This window comes from Motilimonas cestriensis (genome assembly GCF_021295315.1).
In the GTDB taxonomy this organism is placed as follows: Bacteria; Pseudomonadota; Gammaproteobacteria; order Enterobacterales; family CBDFNC01; genus Motilimonas; species Motilimonas cestriensis.
Genome location: NZ_JAIMJA010000021.1, coordinates 22046 through 36180, shown reverse-complemented (window position 1 = coordinate 36180; position 14135 = coordinate 22046). Strand labels below are relative to the sequence as shown.

Genomic DNA, 14135 nt, shown 5'->3' with positions numbered 1-14135 from the left:
ACCATTCAAGCTCGCTATTGCCGTTCTAAACAGCCCAACCAGCGATTTATCCCAAATTAGCTCAATAAATAGCTATTACACATTAATTTAATAATTTACTGCTTAACTAAATGGGTCTGAATTGCTCAACCGAGCACCATCTGTTATTAATAACCAGCCCAAATTGCGCGGTGAGAACATCTTGCACCATAAAGATCCAACAACGCACCATTTTGGAGCAAATATCGTTTAAGATTGACTTTAAAAGTCACCTTAAAGCCCGATTTGCAAGGGACGACAAATTTGGCACGCTTTTAGCATTAAGCAAAACCAGTTAGTTTGTCTATTTACTACAAGCCATCATTATTGATGACACCGGAGGTTATAAAGCATGTCCGCAGAAAGCGTATTAGCTCTAATCAAAGAGCATGATGTTAAATTCGTAGATTTACGTTTCACTGATACACGAGGAAAAGAGCAACATATCTCTATCCCTCACCATCAGGTAAACGAAGACTTCTTTACTGAAGGTAAAATGTTCGACGGCTCTTCAATCGCAGGTTGGAAAGGCATCGAGAAGTCTGACATGGTAATGATGCCTGACGCATCTACCGCTGTGCTTGACCCATTTACAGACGAAACAACACTAAACATCCGTTGTGACATCCTAGAACCAGACACAATGCAAGGTTACGATCGTGACCCTCGCTCTATCGCTCGTCGCGCTGAAGATTTCATGCGTAGCGAAGGTATCGCTGAAGAAGTATTAGTGGGTCCAGAGCCTGAGTTCTTCCTATTTGATGACGTACGTTTCGGTACTGACATGGGCAACGTTTTCTACAAAGTAGACGACAAAGAAGCAGCATGGAACACCGGTAAAGAATACGAAGACGGTAACACCGGTCACCGTCCAGGCGTTAAAGGCGGTTACTTCCCAGTAGCACCTGTTGACTCTTCACACGACATCCGCTCTGCTATGTGTTTAATCATGGAAGAAATGGGCTTAGTTGTTGAAGCGCATCACCATGAAGTTGCAACTGCAGGTCAAAACGAAATCGCATGTCGTTTCAACACTTTAGTATCTAAAGCTGATGAAATCCAAATCTACAAGTATGTTGTTCATAACGTAGCGCACGCTTACGGTAAAACAGCTACTTTCATGCCTAAGCCACTTGTTGGTGACAACGGTAGCGGCATGCACGTGCACCAGTCTCTACAAAAAGACGGTAAAAACCTTTTCGCAGGCGACCTATACGGCGGCCTATCTGAAATGGCACTTTACTACATCGGTGGTATCATCAAGCACGCTCGCGCGATCAATGCCTTCACTAACGCTTCTACTAACTCGTACAAGCGCCTAGTACCAGGTTTTGAAGCACCAGTGATGCTTGCATACTCTGCACGTAACCGCTCTGCTTCTATCCGTATCCCAGTAGTACCTTCACCACGCGCGCGTCGTATTGAAGTACGTTTCCCTGATCCAACAGCTAACCCGTACCTAGCGTTCTCTGCGCTACTAATGGCTGGCCTTGACGGTATCAAAAACAAGATCCACCCTGGCGATGCTATGGATAAAGATCTTTACGATCTACCAGCTGAAGAAGCGCTAGCAATCCCACAAGTTGCTTACTCACTAAAAGAGGCGCTAGCTGCGCTTGATAAAGACCGTGAGTTCTTAACTGCTGGCGGCGTATTCTCTGATGACTTCATCGATGCTTACATCGGCCTTAAAGGCGCAGAGCACGAGAAAGTAAACATGGAAGTACACCCACTAGAATACCAACTTTACTACTCTGTATAAGAGACAGTATTAAGTTGAATATAAACCCGCTTTTTAGCGGGTTTTTTTGTCTTAGTCACATTTGTATCAACTGCTAGCTTGCCTTATTTTTGTGCATAAGAGAAACTGAGCCATACGCAGAAAGGATGCAACCAACACATGAAATACCTATTTTTACTACTCAGTTTTTTAACCCTATCTCTTCAAGCTAATGAAACGGATGATGTTTATCGATGGGTTGATAAAAAAGGTGTGGTTCATTATTCAGATAAAAATATTAATGGCGCCGAAAAAGTACGCATTAATATCTCTCCAAGCCATAAGATTCCCGCGCCTTCAACCAGCATCACTAGCGCAAAACCTGCACCCATCGCCGAAAAATCCAACACTAAGTATCAAGCTAGCATTACTTCTCCCGAGCACGACAGCACGATTATTGATAATACTGGTAATATCAGTGTGGTAACCAATATCACCCCAGCCTTTGAAGATGGTCAAAGCTTACAGTTGTTGATTGATGGCACACCTGTGGGTGAAAAGCACCAAACTACCACATTACTTGCGACGAATATCGATCGTGGCAGCCATAGCTTACAAGTTCAACTTATTGATAAAAACGGCAAGATAATTGCATCATCAGAAATAATTACCGTACATTTGCGCCGCGCATCACTCTAGCTCGATCTACATCACCTTTTTCATCTATGTATTCTGGTGTGTAGCTGAGCTTGGTCTAAGCTAACGCACCAAAATAATGCAAAGATTAAAGGTGAACCATTGCAACCAAACCAACAAGCCGAAGCGCTTTTAGAGCACTTAGTTTCAGCCGTATTTTTACTCGATGAAACGCTGCAAATCACCTATGCTAATCCCGCCGCGGAACAACTGCTGGCGCAAAGCATTAAACGTTTAACAGGTTTACGCTTTGATCGGCTACTTGAGCATACTTCGTTAAATTTTGAACTGATCCAAAAGACTCTGCATTCTGGGCATGGCTTTACCGATAATGAAGTCACCTTAGTGATCGATGGCCAAGCTGTATTAGTCGAGCTCACCGCCACGCCTTTTTATCAACGTGGATTGGTTTATGCGCTGGTTGAAATGCGCCAAATCGATCAGCAAAAGAAAATAAGCCAAGAAATCTATCAACACGCCCAGCAACAAGCCGCGAAAGAATTAGTCCGTGGCCTCGCTCATGAAATTAAAAATCCTCTGGGCGGGCTGCGCGGTGCGGCGCAGCTACTAGAAAAGCAATTACCCTCAGCAGAGCTAAAAGAATTTACCGAAATAATTATTGAGCAAGCTGATCGATTACGCAATTTAGTTGACCGCTTACTCGGGCCACAGTGTCCCGGTCAGCAAGAAATTCACAACATTCACAGCGTATTAGAAAAAGTGCGCCGTTTAGTCGAGTTAACCAAAGGCGACAACGTTAAGATCAAAGTTGATTACGATCCCAGTATCCCTGACTTTGAAATGCAGCAAGAGCAAATGCAGCAAGCTTTTTTGAATATTTTACAAAATGCGGTGCAAGCCCTTGCTGAAACCGAAAATGGCGAAATAAAGATCATTACCCGCACCGTATTTCAAGTCACGATTCATGGTCAACGCTTTCGTTTAGCCGCGGAGATTCGCATTATTGATAACGGACCCGGTATTCCTAACGAACTGAAAGACACCTTATTTTACCCTATGGTCACAGGTCGCGAAGGCGGCACCGGTCTAGGCTTGTCTATTGCGCAAAACTTAATTAATCAGCACAAAGGACGCATTGAGTGTAACAGCTGGCCAACACACACCGAGTTCATCATTCAATTGCCTTTAAGGAAATAATAAGATGACCAATAAAGTCTGGATCGTCGATGACGACAGCTCTATTCGTTGGGTATTAGAAAAAGCCCTCGCGCCTTCAGGTATCAAAACCCAGAGCTTTGCCGATGGTGAGCTGATGTGGCAACAACTTTCGCTGACACAACCCGATGTGATCATCTCTGACATTCGCATGCCTGGCATAGACGGCATTACCTTGCTGCAGAAAGTACAGCAAGAATTTCCTGATATTCCCGTAGTGATCATGACCGCCCACTCGGATCTAGACAGTGCCGTTAATGCCTATCAATCAGGGGCGTTTGAATATTTACCAAAACCCTTTGATATTGATGAATCCGTTGCTTTGGTAGAGCGAGCCTTAACCCACGCGAAAGAAAATAGTGCGAAAAAGGCGCCGCAAGCACCCATGTCACCCGCCCCCGAGATCATCGGCGAAGCGCCCGCCATGCAGGAAGTGTTTCGCGCCATTGGCCGTTTATCACGCTCAAGTATTAGTGTGCTTATTAACGGCCAATCCGGCACCGGTAAAGAGCTCGTTGCTCATGCGCTACATAAACATAGCCCGCGCAAAGAAAACCCATTTATCGCGCTCAACATGGCGGCAATCCCTAAAGATTTGATTGAATCAGAACTGTTCGGTCATGAGAAAGGCGCGTTCACCGGGGCTAATGCGGTGCGCCAAGGGCGCTTTGAACAAGCCAATGGTGGCACATTATTTCTGGATGAAATTGGTGATATGCCATTAGACATTCAAACCCGTTTATTACGTGTGTTAGCAGACGGTCAATTCTACCGTGTTGGCGGTCACGCATCGGTGAAGGTGGATGTGCGGATCATCGCGGCCACTCATCAAGACTTAGAAAAAAAAGTCGCAGCAGGCGATTTTCGTGAAGATTTATTCCATCGCCTCAATGTGATCCGTATTCATATTCCGTCATTAAACGAGCGCCGCGAAGATATCGTTAAACTAGCTAGTCATTTTTTACATTTAGCGGCGAAAGAACTCGCGGTCGAAGTAAAGTCATTACATCCCAAGGTTAAAGACTATTTAGCAAGCTTAAACTGGCCCGGTAATGTGCGCCAATTAGAGAACGTGTGTCGCTGGTTAACGGTGATGGCCAGTGGTCAAGAGGTGCTATTAAGTGATTTACCGCCTGAGTTATTGCAATCAGGCCAAGGGGTTGAACATACGCAAGCGGCAACACAAAGCTGGCAACAGCAACTGCAACAATGGACTGAGCAACAATTATTAGCGGGTCAGGTGGACATCTTGGCCAACACGGTGCCCGAAGTAGAACGAATCATGCTTACCGCAGCACTCGCGCATACTCACGGCCATAAACAAGAAGCAGCCCGGTTATTGGGTTGGGGCCGCAACACCCTGACCCGAAAACTCAAAGAATTAGAACTTAATAGCTAAGCTGATCTTAACTTTGACTGACTGGCTTCGAGCTTAGGCTGATTCGTATTTTATTAGCTACTTAGGTAGCTTGGTTAAAACAATACTTAATGTTATCGGCTTGAGTGAAGATCTATATCACTGGTTCTATTTAGTTTGACTCAGCCTCGATCGCTTCGGGCTCTACCGTTGGCATGATTAGTTCTGGTAGTGTGCCTTCAGGTGCAACCACTGCGTCATCTACAACGGGAGCCTTAAGCGCCTTAGCGGCATCGCTCACCACTGGTGAAGGCTCAATGCTAACAAAGACTTCTGCTACCGCTGCAGAAGCTTCAACACTAACAGAGGCTTCTGTTACCACTGGCGTCTCCACCTCACCTGAAGGTACCGTATCATCGTTACTCGGTACCACAACAGCTGGCGAATCAACCTTCACTTCCATTTTTGCTGGCGCATTGGCATTTGGCTCAAGCTCCAACGTCATACTCAGCTCATTGATTCTGGCATCGGCTTGTTGAATTTGCTGGTCTAATCGAATAATTTCATTGCGCGCATCAGCTAACGTCATACTGAGCTGTGTTTTGTCAGCAATTTGCATGTCTAAATTTGTTTTAAGCTCTTGGTTTTCTGACATTAATTGTTCGAACTGTTGCTGCAGTTGTATAACATCCGCACTCGGCCCGGCCTGCTCTAGGCTGGCTTGAGCAGCGAGAAGCTGTTCGTTGAGCACACTAAGCTCACTGGTTAAAGACTCTATTTGCAATTGTGCTTGTGATAAATCTGCATCTTTAGCTGCTGTTTCCGTCAGCTTTGCCAGCCACTGTTCTTGTTTAGCTTGCCACTCTTGTTGCTGCTGTTCCGTTTTTTGCTGTAACTGCGTCAATTGCTGTTGTAACTCGCTAAACGCTTGCTGGCGCTGTTCAAAATCGTAAATAGCTGTGTTCAACTGACGCTGTAAATCACTTTGTTTAGTTAAACTGGCTTTTTCTACTTGCCGTGAAGCTTGAGCTTGGCTGGTAGCCGTTTCAGCGAGGGTGATCGCGTCGGAATATAAATAAAACCCAACACCGGCTAGAATCGTACTAACCGCAGCGATAGGCCAAGCAAGAAAAGATAATGTAGATGACTGACTCATATAACTTCCTCATTCTTATCACTCCATTGATGCAAGCAATAGTTCTCTTTGGTATCAGCTTAGCAAGTTGCGCCCTTGCTGTAATAAAAAACAACCAAACTGTTACTCATTACTTCTTTTTGCTCACCACAGTGAAGCAGATGGCTTATCAAAACAGAGATCGGTCGCAAATTCAGTGGAATCAACCAAAAGCTAATATCTAAAAAAACTATATAACCTGTTGGTTAAATTAACCAAGTGATATTCTATTTATGTTTTCTTTTTACAATCACGCAACATAAGCCGTAACAAGCTTAAGTGATTATTTAAAAAGTATGATTCTGTCCAACACATCCCAGTTGGTTAAGCAGGCCTGCGGGCCTGCTTTTTTTATCGTTATGATCACGTTAAGTACTTGCTCGAGTCTTAACTCTAAAACCTAAACTCTTCACAACTTTATCACGGTTGCCTGCAATAAGGGCCTGCAACAGTGCTTCAGCAGCCTGCGTACCGACGTCAGCATAAGGGATATCCACGGTGGTTAAACTTGGCTGCAAGGTGTTGCACAGATTAGGGTCTTCAAAGGTGGCGATAGCAAGCTGCTCAGGAACTTTAACACCTTGTTTGTTCGCTTCTAATATTAATCCGGCCGCTAACTCACTATGGCTACAAATCACCGCATCTAAGTCAGGCCAGCGCGCCAAGGTGTCCATTAGTAACTCAGCCCCCACCGAAAAACTCACTTCAGACAAACCCAGTACCAAACGATGACTCGCCATATCATGATCTATCATTGCCTTTTGCCAGCCCGCTAGCCGCATCGCGAAACGACCAAAATTGGTGTATGCGCCAATAAAGCCAATATGCCGGTAACCTTTCATATACAAAAACTTTGTCAGCTGATAAGCAGAAGCATGATGATCAACACCGACATTTATATGCACCGGCGTAAGGGTTAATGCCGACAGTTCGACAACAGGTAGGCTTATGTTTTCAATATATTTAAGTGTTTGTGAGGTATGCGCCGTTCCAGGCAAAATTAACGCGGCAGGAGAGTGCTGCAATAAGGCTCGCACTTGTTTCTCTTCTTCTTGCGAGTCGTAATTCGAAGCCGTAAATATAAGCTGATAACCCGCCGGCTCAAGCACCGATTTTAAGGCTAAAACGATTTCATTGGTGGCAAATTCGGTTAGAGAAGGCAAGATCACCGCAACAATATCTGACTGAGATGAAGCCAAAGCGCCAGCAGCTTTATTGGGCAAGTAACCGAGTTGTGCAACAGCGGCATCTATTTTTTCACGCAAGCCTGTTGAAACAAGGTCAGGGGTGCGCAAAGCGCGCGACACTGTCATTGAGCCAACACCCGCTAACTTAGCCACATCAGCCAGTGTGACTCGGCCACTATTTTTCCGTTTTTTTCCTTGAGACATAGCCCCTCCTAGACGATTAAATGAATATTAACCTAGGAGGGAGCTATCTGATAGCGCAATCAGCACAATTTTTAAACAAGCTTGCAACTGCTGTTTTAAATACTAAATGATGAATAATCTATTCGATAAAGGGATTTTTGATGCATCTCTTTGAACAACGGCGCAGAGATTTGCGCATACTCTCGCCAAGGAACGAGTTCGTCTTGAGAAAAGTTTTTCGCCGCCCGAAGCTGCTCAAACATCGAAAAACGCAGACCGCTAAATAATGCTTTACCTAGCGTGCCACGAACATTGTAATTGAGATCATCAACCTCTTCTTGCAGCGCGCTAATCAGTTGCGGTGCGCCTTCCTGAAAGCTTTGTTTTGCCAACGACAAGCTGATTTCAAGGGCTTTCTCAGAAAGAAATTTCTCTAAAATACGGGGATCTGCTTCAACGTCAAATAGCAGGTCATGAAACTTCTTGTCTCCCTTTTGCCGCGCCTCATTTAGGCATTCCACCATGGTTTCATCAAAAGAGCGCAAAAACTGATGCAAACAGGCCATATGACCTAAATGCAACAAGCCGCCTAGCATCATGCCTTCAGCGGGTCGCTTATAACCTTGCTGATCAAGTACATAAGTAGTGGCTAAGCTAGTCGTTAGCATGTGTCGCCAGAGCTTTTTTCCTAGCCCAGGGATCACCGCATTGTTCATTTTCACCCGGTACTTGAATACCATAGCGGGAACGATTTGCTTTAAAATTTCAATCCCTAACAAGCCTACAGCCGCCTGCGCATCTTTAACGACTCGTGGCTTACGGTTTAATAGCTCCATAAAGCTATGACTACCAACTAGGTATAAAAGACGACGCTTTAGTTCTGGGTTTTGCTCTAACATGCTCGCGATCAACGATAAACGCGGAAAAGGTAAAGTGAGCGCCAATAACAAATCGGTGGTAGAAGCATGCACGCGCAGTAGGTGAGTCATTACCCGGTCAGGCTCTGATAGCTGTTGCAACATGTCATTAATGAGGCGTTTATTAAAATAGTTTGAAGCAACCAACAAGGCTTTTTCCCGTTGCCGTTTCGCGGCCGCTTCTTTTTCTACTCTCGCCTTTTCCACATCAAGAAGTATACGCTTACTCCAGCCAGACTCAGCCGACTCTTTCTCTTCTTGTTGTTCTAATAATTCCAATTCAAGGCCATCATTAAAATCATCATCGCCTAAAATATAATTTTTCCCAACGAGAAAATGCTCAAATTTGGCGCTAATCCGATTAGCGATGCTCTGGGTGTCTGCCATTTTTACTGAGCTCATAATGTCGAGTTGGGTCCCTAAGATAGATAAAATAAGAATAGGATAAAAAAGATAAAGGTTTGTGACCACCGTGAAAAACATCGCACAAGGTCAATTGACCCTAGTATATTAACTAAAGCTAATCGCGCCAAGTTGTCGCTGCATGGCAAATTCCCGATCGATAACCTCTTTTATCTGCCACTTTTTAGCTAATTTTCCTCTCACGATGTGAAATATTGCCAGTCGCAAAGAAAAAAATCGCTTTAAGCCAAAAAAAATCAGCCTGAGTGGACAATTTACATACCCAAACTGGTCTTTTTTTCAGCAAACAAACAAAAAAAAACAAAAAAGTTAGCTTGTTTTTCAACCAATTAAGTTAAGCCATTGTTTTTAATATACAAATAAATTATTGCAGAGTGTTGACAAAGACCTGCGAAATCCTAATAATGTGCGCCATCGGAGACACGGCGGAGCTTACAACGCCTTCTAGTTAAAACTTCCGAACAGAGAAATCTGAAGAGATAAAACACGTAAGCAATAGTCGGTGATTAGCGCAGCCTGGTAGCGCATCTGGTTTGGGACCAGAGGGTCGGGAGTTCGAATCTCTCATCACCGACCACTATTCCTCCTTAGCTCAGCTGGTAGAGCGACGGACTGTTAATCCGCAGGTCGCTGGTTCAATCCCAGCAGGAGGAGCCAAATTTAGAATGTTGATATTGAGATCAGCAATCTAATATGATGCGGAAGTGGTGAAATTGGTAGACACGCTAGATTTAGGTTCTAGTGCCGTAAGGTGTGAGAGTTCAAGTCTCTCCTTCCGCACCATTACAATTTAGAGAATTACGGAGGGGTGGCAGAGTGGCCGAATGCACCGGTCTTGAAAACCGGCGTGGGTTAATAGCTCACCGAGAGTTCAAATCTCTCCTCCTCCGCCATATTCAGAGTTAGCACTCTTAAAATAGCTAGGTTAGATAACCGTTATAGGGTTCGGCTCCTTTAACATGTTATCCTCAACCGCGAGAGTCAACTCGATAAAACACTACAACAGGGATATCGCCAAGCGGTAAGGCACCGGGTTTTGATCTCGGCATTCTGAGGTTCAAATCCTCATATCCCTGCCACATTCAACTGATTAGCATCGCTGATTAGTTAGCTAAATCTTGGGGGGGTTCCCGAGTGGCCAAAGGGAGCAGATTGTAAATCTGCCGCGAAAGCTTCGATGGTTCGAATCCGTCCCCCCCCACCATATTCCCGAATACCGGTGAGGTGGCCGAGTGGCCGAAGGCGCTCCCCTGCTAAGGGAGTATGGGGTTTGTAGCCCCATCGAGGGTTCAAATCCCTCCTTCACCGCCATATTCTCCTTCCTTCGTAAAGTTCATTCTGCTAAAAATACAAAAAACATCCATATATTTATCTGTACTCCACTCCTTATCTGAAAAAATTATAGCCTTACAGACGTCTAAAATGATAAATTGAGTTTCTATCTATTAATAACCTATCCAAAAATACATTGGTTTTGGTTCATTAATTCCGTTTCGTTAAATTAAGGAAGTAGAAACGCCATGAAAAAAGTAGGTCTAGTTGGTTGGCGCGGTATGGTGGGCTCTGTCCTCATGCAACGTATGTCTGAAGAGAAAGATTTTGATTTAATTGAATCGACTTTCTTCACCACCTCTCAGGTTGGTTTACCTTCTCCAGATATTGGCAAGACCAGCACGACCCTGCAAGATGCTTTCTCGATTGAAGCATTAGCAGAAATGGACGTGATCCTAACTTGCCAAGGCGGCGACTACACCAAAGAAGTTTATCCTAAACTACGTGAAAGTGGTTGGGATGGTTACTGGATCGATGCAGCATCTTCACTGCGAATGGCTGAAGACAGCATCATCGTTCTTGATCCGGTCAATAGTGACGTGATTCAACAAGGCCTGAAAGACGGTGTGAAAACCTATGTTGGTGGTAACTGCACCGTTTCGCTAATGTTAATGGCACTCGGCGGCTTATTTGAAAAAGGCCTAGTTGAATGGGCGACTCCGCATACTTACCAAGCCGCTTCAGGTGCTGGTGCGCGCAATATGCGTGAACTAATCAGCCAGATGGGCGTCATTAAGGACAGTGTTGCAGCAGAGTTAGCCGATCCCGCTTCTGCTATTTTAGACATTGACCGTAAAGTCGCGGACACTATCCGTAGCGACGATTTCCCAACTGAACAATTTGGCGCTCCTTTAGCAGGCAGCTTGATCCCATGGATTGACGTGCCGCTACCTTCAGGCCAAAGTAAAGAAGAATGGAAAGCCCAAGTTGAAGCTAACAAAATTCTAGGTCGCAGCGATAACCAAATTCCAGTTGACGGTATTTGTGTTCGTATTGGTGCAATGCGTTGTCACTCTCAGGCCATCACATTGAAACTAACCAAAGATATTCCGGTTGCTGAAATCGAAGCAATCTTAGCTAGCCATAATGACTGGGTTAAAGTGATCCCAAATGAACGTGCTATCAGCTCACAAGAGTTAACGCCTGCGAAAGTAACAGGTACGTTAAGCGTACCTGTTGGTCGTATTCGTAAGCTAACCATGGGCCCTGAATACATCAGCGCATTCACTGTGGGTGACCAACTACTATGGGGCGCGGCAGAGCCACTACGTCGTATGCTACGCATTCTACTGGCAGCGTAGTCGTCATAAATAAACACCAAGGGCCGATCATCGGCCCTTTTTTTTTATTACTCAGCAAACCAATTATTTAAGCTGGTTGTCTTGTAACCTTTCACGACGATGGGTCATTGCAACAGCAAATTTCTGATCTAAACTCCGCTTAGTCTCACCAGACGGATCGGATGCGATAATATCCAACATTAATTCAGTGGCCTTATGTAAGTTTCCACCTTGAATTTCACGTACATATTTATCAACAATAGTCATAACAAGCTCCCACTTAACCGATAACTGACAAGCAGGTAAAACGGTCAACAGCTTTTGAAGTAAGAATACTACTATTCATCAAATATATTTACCCAACAAATAACAGCCATAATAAATGCCTAGCAATAATAAAATAGTGTACTTTTTATACAAACTTGTTAATTCGCGGGGTTAATTATTAATCAGAATTAAGCTATCTTTGACAACTTGTTGTTTATTTTGTTATTTGCCACATATAACTTTTCACTTGTTTTTTATATTCAATAATTATATCGAGTAAATAAACCAAATATTGAAAATACTTATTTATTAACAGTGCGTTAGAGTGAAAACAGATTATTCACAGATTCAATAACACTCCCTAAAAAAATAGGAGCCGACTTCTATCTAGTTGATATTAATTGTATTTAAACCAGCTATCTCACTATGCCAAAAAACGCCTTTTTAGTAACACAGCCACACATAATGAAATGAGTAAAATGACAAGATTTAACGGTGACGTTAGCCATTTATAGGCTTGCTTTAACCACTTTATATACCAAACTGATTCCTCTAGGCTGGAGCCATCAATTCTTTCACGCTGTAAATTAAGCGCCCCAACGGGCTGAGAGATAAGTACTTCATCGTATACTGCAGCAGTACTGATTTTGGCTTGTGCCGATAGCCCGACATATTCAGTAAAATCTTGCTTAAATTTTAAATATTCTAATTTTATTAGTTGGCCATTAGCACCAAACAGCTGCTTTATTAAGTCAAGATCCTGATAACTCACCGCACTGGCCGGCATTTTAGGATCATCCTCAGCATAACGATTAAACGAAAATAAATTCCCCTCGCCTGGCGCAGTATTCCCAATGATAACGGGGTCCGGCTGCAGCTCTGCCGTCAAGTCTGCGACCACATCATGGGTTTGCACCTGTTTATATTCATCCAGCAACTTAGCTTGCGGATCGTATTCAATTTCAATCATCCCAGCAAAACTAGGCTGCACTATAGCGGCCACTAGTAACACGCTCAAAATGGTTTTCATCTGCAACGTCCTTTCCGGCTATCTAATAACCTAAATATTAGTAGAGCGCATGAAATGAGGGGACAAAAAAGGCCAGTAATACTGGCCTTAAAGATAAGCAAAAAGCGAGAATTCGCTAATTGAAGTTACGCAAACTAGCTTAGCTGTTGCTCGGCTGTCGCAGCGGCTGCAGATTCAACCTCTTGCTGGCTATTTGGATTGTATTTTTCAACGATAACAGCACATGCCGCATCACCGGTGATATTAAGTGCGGTGCGGATCATGTCAAAAATTCTATCCAATGCAAACAGTAGCGGCAAACCTTCAATTGGAATGCCTGCAGCCAATAACACGGCGACAACTAAGAAAGAAGGCCCGGGTACGCCCGCTTGACCAATCGCGCCGATCGTTGCTGTTAAAATAATAGCAATGTAGGCACCTAAACTTAGATCGACATTGAACACCTGAGCAAAAAACACCGCCACTAAGCCATAATAAATCGCATTACCACTCATGTTGATAGTGGCACCTAACGGCAACACAAAAGCCGCCGTTGAGTTAGATACTTTTAGCTCTTTTTCAACCGTATCTAAGGTGACGGGTAACGTTGCCATCGAAGATGCTGTCGACAAGGCGACCGCTTGAGGACGCTTCATTGCAGAAAGGAAGCGCTTAACAGGCACATTTGACATGGTCTTGATCAACAATGGGTAAAAGCCAAAACCGAAAATGAGAATAGCGGCTACGTAAACAACAAATAGCTTCATTACCACGCCTAAAACATCGAAGCCAAATGTACCGACCGCTTCAGCCATCAAGCCAAATACACCAATCGGTGCTAAATACATAACAATGTTGATCATCCAAACGAACGCATCAACTAAGCCGTCAAGCATGTTTTTAATCGGCTCAAATCGCGCTCTATCAATTTTCGATAGACCAATACCGAGAAATAAACAAAACACTAAAATCTGCAAAATGTTAGCTTCACCAAGAGACTGAAACACATTGGTTGGGATCATCCCTAAAATAGTCTCAACAACACCAGGAACCGAGCCTTTATCAGCATATTCATTAGAGAACATACTCTGCATTGACGTTAAATCAACGCCAACACCGGGACGAAACATCTCACCCATTAGAATGGCTAAGCCTACGGCAGCAGCAGACGTCAGCATAAAGAAGGCAAAGGTAGTGATACCAATTTTGCCTGCTGCAGGGCTATTGCCTAAGCTGGCTGCGCCCGAAATAATGGCGACCGCCACCAAAGGGATCACCAACATTTTAATTAAATGGATAAATAGGGCACCAAGGGGCGCAAATATCGCCGCACTTTCACCCATCATGGCGCCCACAGCAGCACCTATGATCATTGCTATAACAACTTGCATACCTA

11 protein-coding genes and 7 tRNA genes are annotated in these 14135 nt (G+C 44.1%); 12 read left to right on the top strand and 6 right to left on the bottom strand.

Annotated features, from left to right (window positions below):
• The first annotated feature begins 370 nt into the window (after positions 1-370).
• From glnA to glnG, 4 genes are all read left to right on the top strand, one after another.
• Positions 371-1780, top strand: a complete 1410-nt coding sequence (gene glnA, locus K6Y31_RS17475) for a glutamate--ammonia ligase (RefSeq protein WP_233054213.1) — start codon at positions 371-373, stop codon at positions 1778-1780.
• Between the two features lie 138 nt (positions 1781-1918).
• Complete coding sequence (locus K6Y31_RS17470) at positions 1919-2437, top strand: DUF4124 domain-containing protein (RefSeq protein ID WP_233054212.1); 519 nt, start codon at positions 1919-1921, stop codon at positions 2435-2437.
• Positions 2438-2536: 99 nt separating this feature from the next.
• A complete protein-coding gene (gene glnL / locus K6Y31_RS17465) occupies positions 2537-3592 on the top strand; it encodes a nitrogen regulation protein NR(II) (RefSeq protein WP_233054211.1) in 1056 nt (351 codons plus the stop codon).
• A gap of 4 nt (positions 3593-3596) precedes the next feature.
• Positions 3597-5009: a nitrogen regulation protein NR(I) gene (glnG, locus tag K6Y31_RS17460; RefSeq protein WP_233054210.1), complete on the top strand. Its 1413-nt coding sequence runs from the start codon at positions 3597-3599 to the stop codon at positions 5007-5009.
• Positions 5010-5139: 130 nt separating this feature from the next.
• Here the strand turns inward: glnG and K6Y31_RS17455 are convergent, their stop codons facing one another.
• The 3 genes from K6Y31_RS17455 to K6Y31_RS17445 form a co-directional block, all read right to left on the bottom strand.
• Entirely contained in the window at positions 5140-6123 is a 984-nt protein-coding gene (locus K6Y31_RS17455) for a hypothetical protein (RefSeq protein ID WP_233054209.1), read from the bottom strand.
• A gap of 386 nt (positions 6124-6509) precedes the next feature.
• On the bottom strand, positions 6510-7532 hold the full coding sequence (locus K6Y31_RS17450) for a LacI family DNA-binding transcriptional regulator (protein ID WP_233054208.1): 1023 nt from the start codon (positions 7530-7532) through the stop codon (positions 6510-6512).
• 95 nt (positions 7533-7627) lie between these two features.
• Entirely contained in the window at positions 7628-8830 is a 1203-nt protein-coding gene (locus tag K6Y31_RS17445; protein WP_233054207.1) for an HDOD domain-containing protein, read from the bottom strand.
• A 521-nt stretch (positions 8831-9351) separates the two neighbouring features.
• On the opposite strand from K6Y31_RS17445, the gene K6Y31_RS17440 reads away from it, so the two are divergent.
• The 8 genes from K6Y31_RS17440 to asd all read left to right on the top strand — a co-directional run bounded on the left by K6Y31_RS17440 (position 9352) and on the right by asd (position 11484).
• Positions 9352-9428: transfer RNA gene (locus tag K6Y31_RS17440), tRNA-Pro, on the top strand.
• A 4-nt stretch (positions 9429-9432) separates the two neighbouring features.
• Positions 9433-9508 (top strand) — tRNA-Asn (locus tag K6Y31_RS17435).
• A 41-nt stretch (positions 9509-9549) separates the two neighbouring features.
• Positions 9550-9634, top strand: a tRNA-Leu gene (locus K6Y31_RS17430).
• 19 nt (positions 9635-9653) lie between these two features.
• Positions 9654-9744: transfer RNA gene (locus K6Y31_RS17425), tRNA-Ser, on the top strand.
• A 111-nt stretch (positions 9745-9855) separates the two neighbouring features.
• Positions 9856-9930: transfer RNA gene (locus K6Y31_RS17420), tRNA-Gln, on the top strand.
• A gap of 41 nt (positions 9931-9971) precedes the next feature.
• Positions 9972-10055, top strand: a tRNA-Tyr gene (locus K6Y31_RS17415).
• A gap of 14 nt (positions 10056-10069) precedes the next feature.
• A tRNA-Ser gene (locus K6Y31_RS17410) sits at positions 10070-10162 on the top strand.
• Between the two features lie 209 nt (positions 10163-10371).
• Positions 10372-11484 carry an aspartate-semialdehyde dehydrogenase gene (asd, locus tag K6Y31_RS17405; RefSeq protein WP_233054206.1) on the top strand — a complete coding sequence of 371 codons (1113 nt, stop codon included), beginning with the start codon at positions 10372-10374 and terminating at the stop codon, positions 11482-11484.
• Between the two features lie 63 nt (positions 11485-11547).
• Here asd and K6Y31_RS17400 read toward each other — a convergent pair whose 3' ends face one another.
• The 3 genes from K6Y31_RS17400 to K6Y31_RS17390 all read right to left on the bottom strand — a co-directional run bounded on the left by K6Y31_RS17400 (position 11548) and on the right by K6Y31_RS17390 (position 14130).
• Positions 11548-11730, bottom strand: coding sequence for a hypothetical protein (locus tag K6Y31_RS17400; protein ID WP_233054205.1), 183 nt, complete (start codon positions 11728-11730; stop codon positions 11548-11550).
• Positions 11731-12154: 424 nt separating this feature from the next.
• Entirely contained in the window at positions 12155-12760 is a 606-nt protein-coding gene (locus K6Y31_RS17395) for a hypothetical protein (RefSeq protein ID WP_233054204.1), read from the bottom strand.
• Positions 12761-12894: 134 nt separating this feature from the next.
• Positions 12895-14130, bottom strand: a complete 1236-nt coding sequence (locus K6Y31_RS17390) for a dicarboxylate/amino acid:cation symporter (protein WP_282560201.1) — start codon at positions 14128-14130, stop codon at positions 12895-12897.
• Between the last annotated feature and the right edge of the window lie 5 nt (positions 14131-14135).

Coding starts and splice junctions, on each gene's coding strand:
- glnA (WP_233054213.1), top strand. CDS start 371: ATGTCCGCAGAAAGCGTATTAGCTCTAATCAAAGAGCATGATGTTAAA.
- K6Y31_RS17470 (WP_233054212.1), top strand. CDS start 1,919: ATGAAATACCTATTTTTACTACTCAGTTTTTTAACCCTATCTCTTCAA.
- glnG (WP_233054210.1), top strand. CDS start 3,597: ATGACCAATAAAGTCTGGATCGTCGATGACGACAGCTCTATTCGTTGG.
- K6Y31_RS17455 (WP_233054209.1), bottom strand. CDS start 6,123: ATGAGTCAGTCATCTACATTATCTTTTCTTGCTTGGCCTATCGCTGCG.
- K6Y31_RS17450 (WP_233054208.1), bottom strand. CDS start 7,532: ATGTCTCAAGGAAAAAAACGGAAAAATAGTGGCCGAGTCACACTGGCT.
- K6Y31_RS17445 (WP_233054207.1), bottom strand. CDS start 8,830: ATGAGCTCAGTAAAAATGGCAGACACCCAGAGCATCGCTAATCGGATT.
- asd (WP_233054206.1), top strand. CDS start 10,372: ATGAAAAAAGTAGGTCTAGTTGGTTGGCGCGGTATGGTGGGCTCTGTC.
- K6Y31_RS17400 (WP_233054205.1), bottom strand. CDS start 11,730: ATGACTATTGTTGATAAATATGTACGTGAAATTCAAGGTGGAAACTTA.
- K6Y31_RS17395 (WP_233054204.1), bottom strand. CDS start 12,760: ATGAAAACCATTTTGAGCGTGTTACTAGTGGCCGCTATAGTGCAGCCT.
- K6Y31_RS17390 (WP_282560201.1), bottom strand. CDS start 14,130: ATGCAAGTTGTTATAGCAATGATCATAGGTGCTGCTGTGGGCGCCATG.